General features: G+C 33.0%; 17 protein-coding genes. 5 read left to right on the top strand and 12 right to left on the bottom strand.

All coding sequences use genetic code 11. The annotated features are described in order from the left end of the window. Nucleotides 1-16: 16 nt before the first annotated feature. The 5 genes from dnaJ to OU788_RS04950 all read right to left on the bottom strand — a co-directional run bounded on the left by dnaJ (nucleotide 17) and on the right by OU788_RS04950 (nucleotide 6271). The gene (gene dnaJ / locus OU788_RS04930) at nucleotides 17-1141 is read right to left on the bottom strand and encodes a molecular chaperone DnaJ (RefSeq protein WP_274634126.1); all 1125 of its coding nucleotides are present in this window, start codon (nucleotides 1139-1141) and stop codon (nucleotides 17-19) included. A 91-nt stretch (nucleotides 1142-1232) separates the two neighbouring features. Next, nucleotides 1233-1793, bottom strand: a complete 561-nt coding sequence (locus OU788_RS04935; RefSeq protein WP_274634127.1) for a nucleotide exchange factor GrpE — start codon at nucleotides 1791-1793, stop codon at nucleotides 1233-1235. A gap of 125 nt (nucleotides 1794-1918) precedes the next feature. Further along, nucleotides 1919-3232: a UDP-N-acetylglucosamine 1-carboxyvinyltransferase gene (murA, locus tag OU788_RS04940; protein ID WP_274634128.1), complete on the bottom strand. Its 1314-nt coding sequence runs from the start codon at nucleotides 3230-3232 to the stop codon at nucleotides 1919-1921. Further along, the gene (locus OU788_RS04945; protein ID WP_274634129.1) at nucleotides 3233-3865 is read right to left on the bottom strand and encodes a DUF4290 domain-containing protein; all 633 of its coding nucleotides are present in this window, start codon (nucleotides 3863-3865) and stop codon (nucleotides 3233-3235) included. It lies immediately after the preceding gene. Between the two features lie 48 nt (nucleotides 3866-3913). Then, entirely contained in the window at nucleotides 3914-6271 is a 2358-nt protein-coding gene (locus OU788_RS04950) for an ATP-dependent helicase (RefSeq protein WP_274634130.1), read from the bottom strand. Nucleotides 6272-6499: 228 nt separating this feature from the next. On the opposite strand from OU788_RS04950, the gene OU788_RS04955 reads away from it, so the two are divergent. The 3 genes from OU788_RS04955 to OU788_RS04965 are packed head-to-tail and all read left to right on the top strand — an operon-like array spanning nucleotide 6500 to nucleotide 8329. Beyond that, nucleotides 6500-7117 (top strand): SatD family protein, encoded by a 618-nt coding sequence (locus tag OU788_RS04955; RefSeq protein WP_274634131.1) that lies wholly within the window; start codon nucleotides 6500-6502, stop codon nucleotides 7115-7117. Continuing rightward, nucleotides 7114-7827 carry a DUF3307 domain-containing protein gene (locus OU788_RS04960; protein WP_274634132.1) on the top strand — a complete coding sequence of 238 codons (714 nt, stop codon included), beginning with the start codon at nucleotides 7114-7116 and terminating at the stop codon, nucleotides 7825-7827. Before OU788_RS04955 ends, OU788_RS04960 begins: the two co-directional genes overlap by 4 nt. Beyond that, nucleotides 7817-8329, top strand: coding sequence for a DUF7935 family protein (locus OU788_RS04965; protein ID WP_274634133.1), 513 nt, complete (start codon nucleotides 7817-7819; stop codon nucleotides 8327-8329). Before OU788_RS04960 ends, OU788_RS04965 begins: the two co-directional genes overlap by 11 nt. A gap of 26 nt (nucleotides 8330-8355) precedes the next feature. Here the strand turns inward: OU788_RS04965 and OU788_RS04970 are convergent, their stop codons facing one another. The 7 genes from OU788_RS04970 to OU788_RS04995 form a co-directional block, all read right to left on the bottom strand. After that, on the bottom strand, nucleotides 8356-8583 hold the full coding sequence (locus tag OU788_RS04970) for a hypothetical protein (protein WP_274634134.1): 228 nt from the start codon (nucleotides 8581-8583) through the stop codon (nucleotides 8356-8358). A gap of 5 nt (nucleotides 8584-8588) precedes the next feature. Then, entirely contained in the window at nucleotides 8589-9551 is a 963-nt protein-coding gene (locus tag OU788_RS04975; protein WP_342454909.1) for a flavohemoglobin expression-modulating QEGLA motif protein, read from the bottom strand. Nucleotides 9552-9561: 10 nt separating this feature from the next. Beyond that, complete coding sequence (locus OU788_RS12910) at nucleotides 9562-9702, bottom strand: hypothetical protein (RefSeq protein ID WP_342454910.1); 141 nt, start codon at nucleotides 9700-9702, stop codon at nucleotides 9562-9564. A 25-nt stretch (nucleotides 9703-9727) separates the two neighbouring features. Beyond that, nucleotides 9728-10558, bottom strand: a complete 831-nt coding sequence (locus OU788_RS04980; protein WP_274634164.1) for an N-formylglutamate amidohydrolase — start codon at nucleotides 10556-10558, stop codon at nucleotides 9728-9730. A gap of 7 nt (nucleotides 10559-10565) precedes the next feature. Then, nucleotides 10566-11405 carry a sulfurtransferase gene (locus OU788_RS04985; protein WP_274634135.1) on the bottom strand — a complete coding sequence of 280 codons (840 nt, stop codon included), beginning with the start codon at nucleotides 11403-11405 and terminating at the stop codon, nucleotides 10566-10568. Continuing rightward, complete coding sequence (gene gshB, locus OU788_RS04990) at nucleotides 11395-12426, bottom strand: glutathione synthase (RefSeq protein WP_274634136.1); 1032 nt, start codon at nucleotides 12424-12426, stop codon at nucleotides 11395-11397. Before gshB ends, OU788_RS04985 begins: the two co-directional genes overlap by 11 nt. Nucleotides 12427-12497: 71 nt before the next feature. Beyond that, nucleotides 12498-13823, bottom strand: a complete 1326-nt coding sequence (locus OU788_RS04995) for a dicarboxylate/amino acid:cation symporter (protein ID WP_274634137.1) — start codon at nucleotides 13821-13823, stop codon at nucleotides 12498-12500. A gap of 122 nt (nucleotides 13824-13945) precedes the next feature. Here OU788_RS04995 and OU788_RS05000 point away from each other — a divergent pair, with 122 nt between their 5' ends. Both OU788_RS05000 and OU788_RS05005 read left to right on the top strand, forming a co-directional pair. Continuing rightward, nucleotides 13946-14596, top strand: coding sequence for a DUF937 domain-containing protein (locus OU788_RS05000; protein WP_274634138.1), 651 nt, complete (start codon nucleotides 13946-13948; stop codon nucleotides 14594-14596). Nucleotides 14597-14679: 83 nt separating this feature from the next. Continuing rightward, a complete protein-coding gene (locus OU788_RS05005) occupies nucleotides 14680-14991 on the top strand; it encodes a DUF6787 family protein (RefSeq protein ID WP_274634139.1) in 312 nt (103 codons plus the stop codon). The last annotated feature ends 148 nt before the right edge of the window (nucleotides 14992-15139 follow it).

The following is a 15139-nucleotide window of genomic DNA, read 5'->3' on the forward strand; positions in this document are numbered from 1 at the left end:
AAATTTTATATTTTTTTTAAGAAAACATGTCCTTAACCTTTTCGAAGAACGACTTGTCTGACTTTTGAGGGTTTGGGCTAAAGTTCTCTTCTTCTTGCACTTCCTCAAAAAACTTACGTTGATCCTTTGTTAATTCTTGTGGTGTCCACACATTTATGTGAATTAAGAAATCTCCATGTCCGTAACGCTCGATACTTGGTAATCCTTTACCTTTTAATCGTAAAATCTTACCTGATTGCGTTCCTGCATCAACTTTAATCTTAACTTTTCCTGTAACTGTATCTATTTCTTTAGAAGTTCCTAAAACAGCTTCTGAGAAGTTTATGTATAAATCATAATGTATATTACTTCCTTCTCTCTTTAAAGTATCGTGTGGTACTTCTTCAATCAACACTAATAAATCACCAGGAATTGAGTTCTTACCAGGAGCTTCGTTTCCTTTTCCTCCTACTTTTAATTGAACTCCTTCAGTAACTCCTTCAGGAATATTAATAGAAACGGTTTCTTCTTTTACAATCATACCTTGAGCATCTGCTCCACTAGGTTTCTTGTCTAACATTTCTCCTGCTCCATGACAAGTACCACAAGTAGTCGCTGTTTGCATTCTACCTAAAATGGTATTGGTAACTCGCATTTGTTGTCCTGTACCATTACAGGTTGAACAAGTTTTATACGTTACTCCTTCAGCTTGAACTTTTCTACGAACTTTTACCTTCTTTTCTACTCCTTTGGCAATTTCTTCTAAAGTAAGTTTTACACGAATACGTAAGTTACTACCTTTTACTCGTGCTTGACGGTGACCACCGCCACCAAAACCTCCGAAACCACCACCGAAAGCTCCTCCAAAAATATCTCCAAATTGGCTGAAAATGTCATCCATATTCATTCCACCACCACCGAAGCCTCCATGACCTCCTTCAAAAGCAGCATGACCATATTGATCGTAACGAGCTTTCTTGTTCTCATCACTTAATATTTCATACGCCTCAGCAGCTAATTTGAATTTTTCTTCAGCATCTTTGTCATCCGGGTTTTTATCTGGATGATACTTAATAGCCATCTTTCGATAGGCTTTTTTTATTTCAGCTTGCGATGCCGATTTTGATATTCCTAATATTTCGTAATAATCTTGTTTTGCCATTCTATTAGTTATTAGTCTTTAGTTATTAGTCTTTAGTTTTTTTTACTAATAACTTAAATTAAACTATTATCAAACTGCTTATGATAACCGTTTACGCTTGCCCCATTACTACTTTAGGGTGACGAATAATTTTATCTCCTAGTTTGTATCCTTTCTCTACACAATCGATAATTTTTCCTTTTAAATCTTCTGTTGGAGCAGGTATTTGTGTAATTGCATCATGAATTTCAGCATCGAAATCATCTCCTGGCTTTACCTCTATCTCTACTAATCCTTTTTGTGTTAAAGTGCTTTTAAACTTGTTATTGATAAGCTCCATTCCTTTTAATAACTCAGAATCTTCAGACTTTTTAATTTCTGCCAAACCTCTATCAAAATCATCCATAATTGGCAGTAAAGCTGTCATTAATTCTTGACTTGCAGTTTTAAAAAGCTCGACACGTTCTTTAGAAGTACGTTTTTTATAGTTTTCAAACTCTGCAAACAAACGTAAGTATTTGTCTTTTTCTGCTTGAATTAACTCTTCAGCAGTAGGCACTTCTTTTGACTCAACCTCTTTATTTTCTTGAGTTTCTTCTTGCTCTCCCCCTAATTCTCCACTTTTTACAGCGTCATTAATTTCGTCTTCTTTTGTATATTGATCTTTACTCATTGTAAATAGTTTCTTTTATTTTCTCTCTTTTGATTAACAAGAATGTTGCCAATAAAAAAATCGTGTCAACTTGACACGATTTTTAATCTATAATTTTACCTAATCCGCTAATTTACTAATTAGTGTTAATTTTCTATTCTTTCAATTTTTGCCCCGATAGACTTTAAACGAGCTTCAATATCTTCATAGCCTCTATCAATTTGTTCAATATTATCGATGATACTCGTTCCTTTAGCAGAAAGTGCTGCTATTAATAATGAAATACCTGCACGAATATCTGGTGAAGTCATTTTTGTAGCCTTTAATTGCGACTTGAAATCGTGACCAATTACCGTAGCTCTATGTGGATCACATAAAATTACTTTTGCTCCCATATCAATTAATTTATCGACAAAGAACAAACGGCTTTCAAACATTTTTTGATGGATTAATACCGTTCCTTTTGCTTGAGTAGCTACTACTAAAACTATACTTAATAAATCTGGTGTAAACCCTGGCCAAGGTGCATCAGCAACAGTTAATACCGAACCATCAATATAACTTTGAATTTCATAGCTTTCTTGTTCAGGAATAAAAATATCATCTCCTTTTTTTTCTAGTTTAATTCCCAACTTTCTAAACACATTAGGGATTTGTCCTAAATCATCCCAACTAACATCTTTAATAGTTAATTCAGAACGTGTCATAGCTGCCATACCTATCCAACTACCAATTTCAATCATGTCTGGTAAAATGGTATGCTCACAACCTCCTAAAGACTCAACTCCTTCAATAGTTAACAAGTTAGAACCTACCCCTGAGATTTTTGCTCCCATAGAGTTCAACATTTTTGATAATTGTTGAATATAAGGTTCACATGCAGCGTTATAAATCGTTGTGGTTCCCTTAGCCAAAACCGCAGCCATAATAATATTTGCAGTTCCTGTTACAGAAGCTTCATCTAACAACATCTCTGAACCAACCAAACCTGTTTCTGTTTCAACTCCGTAGAAATATTCTTCACGGTTATAACGGAATTTTGCTCCTAAATTGATAAATCCTTCAAAGTGTGTATCTAAACGACGACGACCAATTTTATCTCCCCCTGGGCGTGGAATATATCCTTTTCCAAAACGAGCTAACAACGGACCAACAATCATAATTGAACCTCTTAATGAGCTCCCATCTCTTTTAAAGTCTGCTGATTCTAGATATTTTAAATTGATATCATCTGCTTGAAAACTATACGAATTCTTAGAGAGTTTTTCAATCTTAACTCCTAATTCTCCTAAGATGAAAATCAACTTATTGACATCAATAATATCAGGAATGTTGTTTATTATTACTTTTTCTGAAGTTAATAACACCGCACAAATTACTTGTAATGCTTCGTTTTTTGCTCCTTGTGGTGTTATTGTTCCTTTTAATTTGTGACCTCCTTCAATTTTAAATGATGCCATTTATTTTTTTCTGTATTTAGTGTTTGCTTTTCCTTTTGATTTGTGCTGACCTTGCGTACTGCGTTTTCTTAACAAGCTTTTACTATCTGTTAAATCTTCTTCAATACTTCGAATGTCTATTTTTCCGTCTGATAATTCATATAGATGATCAAAAATTACATTATCATCAACCGTATCTTTATTCCAGTTTAGATAACATTTTTTCATATGATTCGCAATCGTAAAAATCAACGCTTCTTTCATATCACCATCTTCCCATGTTAAAGCAACATCAATCATTGTTTGAATGTTCGTTCCATAAAAACGATATTTTGAAGCTGATTTAGGATATGCCATTCTTTCTGGAGCCTCTTGTAACTCTTCTTTAGAAGGAGTTTCATAAGGAGAATCTACATCTAATTTAAAATTAGACATGATATGTAACTGATCCCAAAGCTTATGCTTAAAATCAGGAACATCACGTAAATGTGGTTGTAAATTACCCATCACGTCTATAATCGCCTTAGCCATTGTATTACGCTCTTCTCTATCTTCTAGAGCAACACAATGATTTACGAGTTTTTGTATATGCCTTCCGTATTCAGGAATAATTAATTTCGATCTTTCTGAATTGTATTCTAAATCAAACGTCATTTCTCTATATTTTTATCCATGCAAAATAGGTAATAATTTACGAATTAGCTATCCGACTACCTTCAATTTTGCAAATTGTAACAATAATTTCTTTTTACCTACAGTACTAAACTCTATTTCAGCTTTTTTATTGGGTCCTTTTCCTTCTAAAGCTATTACTCTTCCTGTTCCAAAGCGGTTGTGCTCTACCAAATTCCCAACAGTAATTTCTCCATCAAATAAATTCATTGTTGGATTCATTTCTGAAACCTTTTTCATCTTACTTTTTGGAGGAATCGTCATCGGTTTTTCTTTCTTCTCTAAAAACTCCTTATTTTCTTTCTTCTCTAAAAACTCTTTTCTTTTCTTCTGAATAGGTTTTTGGAAACGAATTTTCTTTGGTGAATCATCTTCAAACAAACTTGCATCAATAAACCTATTTGCTGATGGTTCAGGAACTTTAGGAGTTAAATACTCTAAATATTGTTCATCTATTTCTTCTAAGAATCTACTTGGTTCACCGTCCGTTAATTTACCCCAACGATAACGTGTTTGTGCATAAGTTAAATAGGCTCCTTTTTCAGCTCTTGTTAAAGCCACGTAAAACAAACGACGTTCTTCTTCAAGTTCACTACGAGTATTCATACTCATTGCAGAAGGGAATAAACTTTCTTCTAATCCTACAATGTATACATACGGAAATTCTAGACCTTTTGATAAGTGAATTGTCATTAACGAAACACGTGGTTCTTCATCTTGTTTATCAGAATCAAAATCTGTAGCTAATGCTACGTCTTCTAAAAATGATGTTAGCGAAGCATCTTCTCCTGTCTCTATTTTATCTGTAATGAAATCTTTGATTCCGTTTAATAATTCTTGAACGTTTTCAACTTTATTAACCCCTTCTGGAGTTCCGTCTTTCTGTAAATCTTTGACTAATTGTGTTTGTTTTACCACCAAATCTGCAATTTCAAATGCATTTTTAGTTTGCGCTTCTATTTGAAAACGCTGAATCATATTGACAAAGTTTTGCAACTTTGTTTTAGTTCCCGAATTAATACTAATATCAATTGTACCGATATTCTTTAAAATATCAAACATCGATTTTTTATAATGATTGGCTGCGATTGTCAACTTGTCTATCGTTGTAGCACCAATACCTCTTGCAGGATAATTAATAATACGCTTTAACGCTTCCTCATCATTCGGGTTGATTAAAATTCGTAAATACGACAGTAAATCTTTAATCTCTTTACGTTGATAGAACGAAATTCCTCCGTAAATTTTATACTTGATATCTTTCTTACGCAACGCATCTTCTATCGCTCTCGATTGCGCATTGGTACGGTATAAAATAGCAAATTGATCACTTGTTAACTGGTGATTCATTTGGTTTTCCCAAATAGATTGTGCTACAAAACGTCCTTCCTCTCCATCAGAAATCGTACGCATTACCTTTACACTATCTCCAGCATCATTTGCTGTCCAAATTTCTTTGTCTAACTTCGTTTTGTTCTTATCAATAACACTATTTGCTGCACGAACGATATTACTTGTAGAGCGGTAATTTTGTTCAAGCTTAAAAGTTTTTACATCTGGATAATCCTTCTGGAAATTCAAAATGTTTTGAATGTTAGCTCCACGGAATCCATAAATACTTTGCGAATCATCTCCCACCACACAAATGTTCTGGAAACGATCTGCCAACGCACGTACAATTAAATACTGCGAATGGTTGGTATCTTGGTACTCATCTACCAAAATATAGCGAAAACGATCTTGATATTTTGCCAACACATCCGGAAAACGTGCTAATAATTCATTAGTACGTAGTAACAAATCATCAAAATCCATTGCTCCTGACTTAAAACATCTATCTACATATTCTTTATAGATATCACCTGTTCTAGGTCTACTTGCTTCTAAATCTGCTTGCTGTAAATCAGAATTATTAAAATACGCTCTTACCGTAATTAAACTGTTTTTAAAAGAAGATATTCTACTTAGAATTTGCTTTGGCTTGTATCTATCTTTATCCAAATTCATTTCTTTGATAATCGCTGTTATCAATCGAACTGAATCTTGTGTATCGTAAATTGTAAAATTGGATGGATATCCTAATCGGTCAGCTTCCGAACGTAAAATACGTGCAAAAACCGAGTGAAACGTTCCCATCCATAAGTTTTTAGCTTCACTATAACCTACCACTTTACCAATACGGTCTTTCATTTCACGGGCAGCTTTGTTGGTAAAGGTAAGTGACAAAATGTTGAATGCATCTACTCCTTGCTCCATTAAATAAGCAATTCTGTAGGTTAATACACGTGTTTTACCCGATCCTGCTCCGGCAATAATAATCATTGGACCGTCTTTTTGTAAAACGGCAGCTCTCTGTGGCTCGTTAAGTTGCTCTAAATAAGTACTCAATGAAAAATAAATTGAAAGATTTTAAAAATGGAAAATTAACCATTCTTTTAGGTTTATTAAAGATTCTGAACCATTTTTTATTCACGAATTTTATTCTCAAAAAATTCGACACATTTACCGAATATTTTAAAATTCGTCTTTATAACCGAATAAACTCAAATTCGTTTTTAAACCCGAATTATTTTGTTTTATGATTATAAAAATCTATTTTTACTAAAATTTAGCGGTATGACAAGTGTAATAACAGGAGATATCATAAACTCTAGAGATGTGTTGACTGAAACATGGCTTCCAATTTTAAAGCAAAGCTTTAACAAAATTGGAAAAACTTCTAAAACATGGGAAATATTTCGAGGTGATAGCTTCCAAATTGAAATTGAACATATTGCTGACGCTTTACTTTTTACAATTGAATTAAAAGCTGCTATTAAAAAAATAAAAGATTTAGATATTCGTTTAGCTATTGGAATTGGCTCTAAAAATTTTGAGGCTTCAAAAATTACAGAAGCTAATGGCGAAGCTTTTGTTAATTCAGGATATGCTTTTGATCATTTATTAAAAAAGCAAAATTTAGCGCTAAAAACACCTTGGAAAGACATTAATGAAGAGTTTGAAGTTTCTTTAGGTTTAAGCTTGCTAATTATGGACAATTGGACTGTAAATTCAGCTGAATTTGTAAACATGTATTTAGAGAATCCTAATAGCACTCAAAAAGTTATTGCTAAAAAATTAGCCATTTCAGAAAGTAGTGCTAGCGAACGAAGAAAACGTGCTGGTTTTGATGAAATTATGAAGCTAGAAAAACGTTACAGAACTCTTATGAACAAGAAACTAACCAACTTATGATATTGTTTTTAAAACTTTTAGTTGCTCATTTATTAGGTGATTTTGTTTTTCAACCTAAAAACTGGGTAAAAGACAAAGAAAAGAAGAAAATTAAATCACTAAAACTATATGCTCACGTAGGAGTTCATGCAGTTTTACTATTAATCTTATTACAGTTTAATTTACAATATTGGAGTGTTTTCTTACTAGTAATTGTTTCTCATTTTATAGTTGACTTAGGCAAACTTTATCTTCAGAAAAAGAAAAACAAACGCTTATTTTTCTTTTTAGACCAAGCTTTCCATCTCCTTTTTTTAGGAATCGCCACCTATCTTTTTCAACCTTTTGATATTACATTTTCAACAATAGTAAATGAACACAATTTACTTTTAACTTGCTGCTTGATTTTTGTTACGTTTACCTCATCAATCATTATAAACACATTAATTTCACGTTGGAATCCTGAGAAAAATAATAAATCAGAAGAACAATCGTTAGCTAACGCAGGAAAATATATTGGCTTTTTAGAACGTTTATTGGTTTTTGTATTTATAGCAATTAATCAATGGGCAGGGGTCGGATTTTTGCTTGCAGCAAAATCAATATTCAGGTTTGGAGATTTAACCGCATCAAAAGATAGAAAATTAACAGAGTATGTGCTTATCGGAACTTTATTAAGTTTTGGATTGGCAATTTTAACAGGACTCGTATATTCGCATTATGGAAGATAAAATTATAGAAGGATTAGCCTATGCCTTACCCGCTTTAGTAACTGGAGGTGTAGCTTATCTTATTTTAGGTCGTTTTATAGAACAAGACAATAAAGAAAAAACCTTCAACGCTTTGGTTGAAAAAAAGCGTGAAAGTTTACCTGTAAAACTACAAGCATACGAACGTATGTTATTGTTTTGTGAACGTATTAATCCATCAAAATTATTATTAAGGGTAAACCCTATTGGAGATGATCCTGATAACTATTTACAACTTTTAATAGGAAATATTGAGCAAGAATTTGAGCATAACTTAGTGCAACAATTATATATTTCTGAAGATAGTTGGAAAGCTGTTTTAGCTGCAAAACTGGCGATTATTGCAAAGCTTCGATCTACAGCAGATAACGTAAGTACTGCAAAAGATTTGCGTGAAAATGTACTCATAGATTACTCACAAGAAGAAAGTCCTGCAAACACAGCCGTTTCTTTTCTTAAACAAGAAGTAAAAAAACTGATATAGTAAAAGCCTCCTAACGGAGGCTTTTTTTATGAATCTTCTCTTGTAAAAAAATAATATATTACATACAGCCAACTTAACATTCCATGTATAATTGCTAATAATATCGATTTATTTCTATCCCAAGAAATTACCACTGCAATTACACTTCCTAAACCAATTCCGTTTTTAACTATCGTTTTATTCACTTCGGAATCATGCGCAAAAATATCTAGTGTTAAAAACAATAGGGTTATTAGTAGTATATTTTTCTTCATCATATTTATTTTAAATTATTTAGAATAAAATCAATTTTGGGATTGGTATTTGAATTCGCTACATAAGAATCCGTAATATATTTTGCATGCTCTGCATCGCCTCTATTAATCAAGTATTCAATATCATTAACATATTCTAATGAAACTTTTCCTGTTAACAATACACTTAAATCTTTACCTGAATGAAAATAATCATAGATTTTTTTCAATCCTGTTAAGTATAGATAATCTTTTGTAAACCCGCCTCCTCTATGAATACGTGTCGTGATATAAAACGCTTGTTCTCTTTCTAAGTCATAATTGTTATGTAATAACCTGAAGGTTTTAGAGAATGAAGATCCTTTTACCAAACTATTCACAGCAATTACACGATAGGCTAATTCTTTTAAACGCTTAATCGTTAAATTACCAGACATATATTCACTAAAAACAGCTAATCCTTCTTGTGTCTCAACATTATTAGGAAAACCATGAGAAAATATTTTTAACGGATGTAATACACCATTCATCGTCGTTACCATATGCACTCCGATTTCATGATTTGTTAAAATACCCATTTCATTTTTTGAAAACGTATGATTACTGTTTAACACTAAGGTTTGCGTACTATTTAATACCATAGCAATCGCACCCATAGTATCAGACTCTTTTATATTGAACGAAAAATCATACCTACTTCCGTATTCTCTAAATAATTTTTCTGCTTCTTCTATAGAGTATTTTGGTTGAAATATTTCTTCGGAAGTATCTTCAGCGTCAAAATGAAGAATGAATTTGGCATTCTCTACATCTTGTTCCGTAGGTTTTCCGAAGGAACGCAAACTATTATAATAGAATTTTTTCCCTTCGCCTACAGTTTCAATACACTGTACAATTCCCGAGTAGTAATAAATGATCTCTTCATATAGATTACGAATTTTTTCATCCTCTATCAACTCCAACGGAAGTGTAAAAAACTCTCGATGCAATTTAAACTTGTCAAAATCTCTTTAAACGTTGCTTTTCTTCCTCTATATTAACAGGGTTTACGTAACGTAATAACTCTATTTTTTTAACGAGTTTGTCTATTCTTTTGTCTATATCAGCAATCGCTTCTGCAGTAGCATTAATTTCTTTCATTCTAATTTATTAAGCGGTTGCAAATTTACTTTTTATGCGTTTCAAAAAATGATTGTGCATGCAATTTCAACTCCTTTTTTAAGTAATTTCCTACTGCACTAACTACTTCTGGATACGTAATTTGTGCTAATTCATCACAATATACTTTTGCTATTTCTGTTGCCAATACTAAAGTATTATTGAAGTTTTGCGTGATATACTTTAAGAAATAACCATTCCCTTGAAAAGTATCATTGATTTTAGATGTTGATTTGATATTATTTGGTAGTGGCATTTTTTCTAAAACACTTCTCCAACCTTCAATTTCATTACCAAAACGATTGTTATCAACATTTGCTGTACCTAAATTCCAAGTTGGTACTTCTCTCTCCCAACGTTGCCAATTATACGAGTGCATATCATATACGATGCAAGCACTAAACTTCTCCTCAATTTTTGAAATCAATGCATGAACAACCTTATAAAAATCAGCATGTTTAGCTAAACTTTTAGCTTTCATTTCTTCGGAAAGTGGCTCGTGCCACAACTGTTTACCCCAAGCGTCAGTATAAATTGCTGTTTCTGGATTACGGTTTAAATCATACTCAAAACGAGAGTCCATCCCAGCAATAACAATTGGATGCGATTGCACCATCGTTTTGGTTTCAGGGTCTTCTTCATACCAACGTTCGTATTCGGTATGTATACAATTATCCCACAATTCTTGTCTAAATTGATGCCCGTCGTGAACAGCTCCGCATACATACGGAACATACTCATCAATTTTTATGGTAAATGAATAATCGCTAGAAACGGCTTCAAAAATTTCTTCATTTTGAATCTTCTCTATAATTGCTGTTATTGAAAGCTTTTCCATCATACTACTATTTTTCAACAGGTAACTCTAACCTACTTGCCCACTCTGTCCAAGAACCATCATACACACTATACTTTGTATATCCTGACGTTTCTGCTCCTAAAGCTAAAACACAAGCTGTAATTCCTGAACCACAAGAAAAGGTCATGTGTTCATTTTTAGGGTTTATTTCAGAAAATAACTGTTGAAGTTCTTCTGTCGACTTCATTTTTCCATCAGACTGTAATTTCCCGTGAGGCAAACTTTTCGAATTTGGAATATGTCCTCCTCGCATATCAGCTCTTGGTTCTGGTTCAGTAGCATAAAAACGCCCTTCTGAACGCGCATCAACAATCAAATCTTTATTGTTTGAAGCTTCTAAAACCTGTTCAGTTACTCGTAACAACTCTTTTTGAAACTTTGCTGTAAAACCTCCTTCTACTACTTCTTTTTTTGCTGGAAGTTCTACAGAATAACCTGCTGCTTCCCATGCAGGCAATCCTCCATTTAAAACAGTAATATTTGTAAATCCGAAAGCTTTAAACAGCCACCAAACTCTAGGTGATGAATACACACCTAAATCATCATAAACTACAATACAGCTATCGTTGTTTATGCCTATTTTTTGAGCTTCTTTTTCAAAGTGATTTTCCGAAGGAATTGTATTCGGATACTCTCCTTCAGCATCTAAAAAAACGTTCTTTAAATCAAAGAAAACAGCATTTTTGATTTGCTGTTTTTCTTTTATAACATCTTTTGTTGCTCCTACTTTAGGAATTGTAGCATCTAAAATAATTAGATTTTCTGCCTCTAAATTCTCTTGTAACCATTCAACTGAAACAAGAGGTGTCGTTACTTTAAGCATCATCTACTTTACGTTTTAAATCAGTCATTCTTCTGAATGCTGCATTTTTTTCTAAAATTTTACTTTCTAAAAAGTCAATTACCTTTTCTTGAATCTTAACTTTTGATACTTTATTAATGTACACAATTCCTCCTGGACTCATTACATTAACCTCTACCAATTTACCTCCGATTACATCAATTCCCACAAAATACAATCCGTCTTTTACTAACTTCGGACCTATTTTATCGCAAAGCAACTTCTCAGCTTTGGTTAATTTGTGCTTTTCTACTCTACCTCCAGCAGTAATGTTTGAACGATGATCTTTATCTCCAGGAATACGTCTCATTGCTCCAATAGGTAATCCGTTTAACAATAAAATACGCACATCACCTTGATCAGCTCCTTCAATATAATCTTGAAGAATAACATAATCAGAAGACCCATCACTTTTATTAATGTAAAAATCTAACAGAGAATTAACATTCCCCATTGCCGACTTTTCTATCAAAATTACACCAGAACCTCCGTATCCGTTCAACGGTTTTAGGATCATTTTATCTGACTCAGATTCTTCAATGATATTAATTAAATAATCTTTGTTTTTAGAAACATGTGTTACAGGAATTATCTCATTATTTGGGTCTTCAAAGACAGCAGTATACAGCTTGTTATTTGCTTCACGCATTCCTTGAACCGAATTGATAACAAAAACATCATCCTTTACTGAATCTAAAAAATTCAACATTAGCGGATCTAACGGTGGATTTGCTCTCATAAAAATAGCATCAAACCCTGCTAAAGGAAGCATTTCCTCTCTAGTCGTTGCTTTTTTATAGTACGACTTTATGCTAGCTGGTACTTTGTCCATTCTTCCAACAATGGTACAAAACGCATTGGTTACACTATTTCGTATTGTTAAGTTAGATGGTGTACAGATTGCTACTCCATGCCCTCGTTTTGCACACTCATGTATCAACGTTAACGTTGAATCTTTTTCAGGATTTATTTCCTCCCAAGGATACATTAAAAAACAAATATTCATTTAGCCTGATTTGTTTATTCTTTCTTCTTTATTTACTATTATTCAATATATCTATAAGCAATGCTTCGCATTTACTTTACTTCATCATAATGATCATCCCAATTTTTAGGATGTGGTTTCCCTAATTTTCCTACAGATTTTGCCACCAAAGTAGATACTGTAGCATCTCCCGTAACATTAATTACTGTTCTACACATATCTAAAGGTCTATCTACAGCAAAAATTAACGCTAAACCAATTGCTAATTTATCTGCTGGAAAACCTACAGACTCTAATACAATAACTAGCATTACCATACCCGCTCCTGGTACTGCTGCAGAACCTATAGAAGCCAATAAAGCCGTTAGTATAATGGTTAATTGATCCCCAAAAGTTAAATCAAAGCTCAGTGCTTGAGCAATAAATACTGCAGCTACTGCTTGATATAAACTCGTTCCATCCATGTTAATAGTAGCTCCTACGGGTAATACAAAACTCGACACTTCTTTATCTACTCCCACATGTTCTTCAACACGCTCCATTGTTACTGGTAACGTTGCTGCACTTGAACTTGTTGAAAAAGCTAACAATTGCGCTGGACTAATTTGTTGTAAAAACCAAAATGGATTCTTTTTTACAAATACACTTATTAAAATCATATAGAAAACAACAAGTAATAATAATCCTCCTACCACAGTTAATGCGTATTTTAATAATGCTAATAATAAATCTGGATCATTTGAAGATACTACTACGTTAGCCAATAATGCAAACACTGCATACGGAGCAGTTAACATAATTAAATCGACCATTTTTAACACAACTTCATTTAAAGAATCGAAAAACTTCTTTAATGGTTTAGATTTCTTCTCTCCAATTAACAACATTGATATTCCTAAGAAAATGGTAAAGAAAATTACTTGTAACATCGCTTTGTTGTTACTCATTGCCTGCATTGCATTATCAGGAACCATATCTACCACAAACTGTAAAGGTCCGCTTGCTTTTTGCTTGCTTGCTTCTGCTATTTTTGATTGTACTCCTCCGCTATTCGCATAGGTTTCTGTTAGTTTTGCTATAGTTTCTTCAGAAATTCCATTTCCAGGTTGTACAACATTAACCAACACTAGCCCAACAGTAATTGCAATTACCGTAGTACCTATATATATTAGTATAGTACGTAAACCTATATTTTTAAATTTAGAAATATCTTTTAAATCTGATATCCCTTTTACTAAAGACGCTATAATTAATGGAACTGCTATTAATTTTAATAATTTCACAAAAATAGTTCCTAAAGGCTTTATCCAGTCAGCTACAAATGACGCTCCTCCTTCAACGAAAGTCATCGCTAAGCCAAATAAAATTCCTAAAATCATTCCTATTAAAATTTGCCAGTGTAGTGCAAGTTTCCTCATGTAATCTGTTCGTTTTTTTTGAGGCTGTAAGGTAAAAAGAAATATTTAAAAAAAAGTGACCTCAAATTTGTAACTTGTGTCTCATAAAATAAGAACTTAGTACTAACCTTATAAAATTAAAAATGGCAGGAATTTTAGACTTATTAAACAGCGACTTAGGTAAAACAATTGTTTCTGGTGTAGCAGGATCTACTGGTCAAGATACTGATAAAACAAACAGTGTATTAACAATGGCTTTGCCTGTTTTAATGAAAGCTATGCAACGTAATGCTTCTTCTTCTGAAGGTGCAGAAGGATTAATGAGCGCATTAAACAAGCATGATGGAGGAATTTTAGATAATCTTGGTGATTTATTTAACGGCGGTGTAAATTCAGACGTTTTGCAAGATGGAAGTAAAATTTTAGGACATGTTTTAGGAAACAAACAACAAGGTGTTGAACAAGTAATTGGTCAAAAAGCAGGTATTGATGCTAACGCAGTAGCTGACATCCTAAAAACTTCGGCTCCGATCTTATTGGGTCTCTTAGGAAAGCAAAAACGCGAAACCAATGTAAATAACGCTGGTGATTTAGGAGGTTTGTTAGGTGGTTTGCTTGGAGGAAACTCTAACGAAAGAGAACAAAGCTTCTTAGAACAAATTTTAGATGCCGATGGTGATGGTAGCATTGTTGATGATGTAGCAGGAATGGTATTAGGAAATGCTAGCGGTAGTCAACAAAAATCAGGTGGTTTATTAGATGGATTATTAGGTGGTGTTTTTGGAAAAAAATAAACTTTCTCTTTTAATGATGAATCAAAGGGCAAACATTTGTTTGCCCTTTTTCTTTTAATTACTTTTGCCACGATTATTACTGTATGGAAAAATTAAAACAACGTTGGGGAGTAGACAATAACTGGTCTTTGGCTGCAATTTTTATTGTATTTGCTATTAACGGTTCTTTTGCTGCTTGGGTAGCTAAACCTATTACTGGCTTACTTGGTTTATCACCAGAAACCATGTCTCCTTGGTTGTATTATCCTTTAAGAATTTTACTTATTTTTCCTATTTATCAAACTACTTTGCCTTTAGTAGGTTGGGTTTTTGGTCAATTTAATTTTTTCTGGGACTTTGAAAAGAAGTTTTTAAGCCGCCTTGGATTAGGTTTTCTTTTTAAGAAACACAATTAAAAAAACCTAATAATCAGTATTTTACCTTTATTTTTGTTTTTGTAATTTCTTACCTTCGTGCGTCGATTAGATTTGTAATACCTCCTCTATTAGTTCCCTTTTCTTTAATAGAATCACTAACAAAACCTAATTTCGTATGAAACTTTAC

Origin of the sequence: Tenacibaculum sp. L6, assembly GCF_028823685.1 — a bacterium.
Taxonomy (GTDB): domain Bacteria; phylum Bacteroidota; class Bacteroidia; order Flavobacteriales; family Flavobacteriaceae; genus Polaribacter.

Bases quoted from the DNA above. Each gene is read 5' to 3' on its own strand.
- OU788_RS04960 (WP_274634132.1), top strand. From the start codon at position 7,114: ATGATATTGTTTTTAAAACTTTTAGTTGCTCATTTATTAGGTGATTTT.
- dnaJ (WP_274634126.1), bottom strand. From the start codon at position 1,141: ATGGCAAAACAAGATTATTACGAAATATTAGGAATATCAAAATCGGCA.
- OU788_RS05000 (WP_274634138.1), top strand. From the start codon at position 13,946: ATGGCAGGAATTTTAGACTTATTAAACAGCGACTTAGGTAAAACAATT.
- OU788_RS12910 (WP_342454910.1), bottom strand. From the start codon at position 9,702: ATGAAAGAAATTAATGCTACTGCAGAAGCGATTGCTGATATAGACAAA.
- gshB (WP_274634136.1), bottom strand. From the start codon at position 12,426: ATGAATATTTGTTTTTTAATGTATCCTTGGGAGGAAATAAATCCTGAA.
- OU788_RS04980 (WP_274634164.1), bottom strand. From the start codon at position 10,558: ATGGAAAAGCTTTCAATAACAGCAATTATAGAGAAGATTCAAAATGAA.
- OU788_RS04970 (WP_274634134.1), bottom strand. From the start codon at position 8,583: ATGAAGAAAAATATACTACTAATAACCCTATTGTTTTTAACACTAGAT.
- OU788_RS05005 (WP_274634139.1), top strand. From the start codon at position 14,680: ATGGAAAAATTAAAACAACGTTGGGGAGTAGACAATAACTGGTCTTTG.
- OU788_RS04985 (WP_274634135.1), bottom strand. From the start codon at position 11,405: ATGATGCTTAAAGTAACGACACCTCTTGTTTCAGTTGAATGGTTACAA.
- OU788_RS04965 (WP_274634133.1), top strand. From the start codon at position 7,817: ATGGAAGATAAAATTATAGAAGGATTAGCCTATGCCTTACCCGCTTTA.
- OU788_RS04945 (WP_274634129.1), bottom strand. From the start codon at position 3,865: ATGACGTTTGATTTAGAATACAATTCAGAAAGATCGAAATTAATTATT.
- OU788_RS04995 (WP_274634137.1), bottom strand. From the start codon at position 13,823: ATGAGGAAACTTGCACTACACTGGCAAATTTTAATAGGAATGATTTTA.
- OU788_RS04935 (WP_274634127.1), bottom strand. From the start codon at position 1,793: ATGAGTAAAGATCAATATACAAAAGAAGACGAAATTAATGACGCTGTA.
- OU788_RS04955 (WP_274634131.1), top strand. From the start codon at position 6,500: ATGACAAGTGTAATAACAGGAGATATCATAAACTCTAGAGATGTGTTG.
- murA (WP_274634128.1), bottom strand. From the start codon at position 3,232: ATGGCATCATTTAAAATTGAAGGAGGTCACAAATTAAAAGGAACAATA.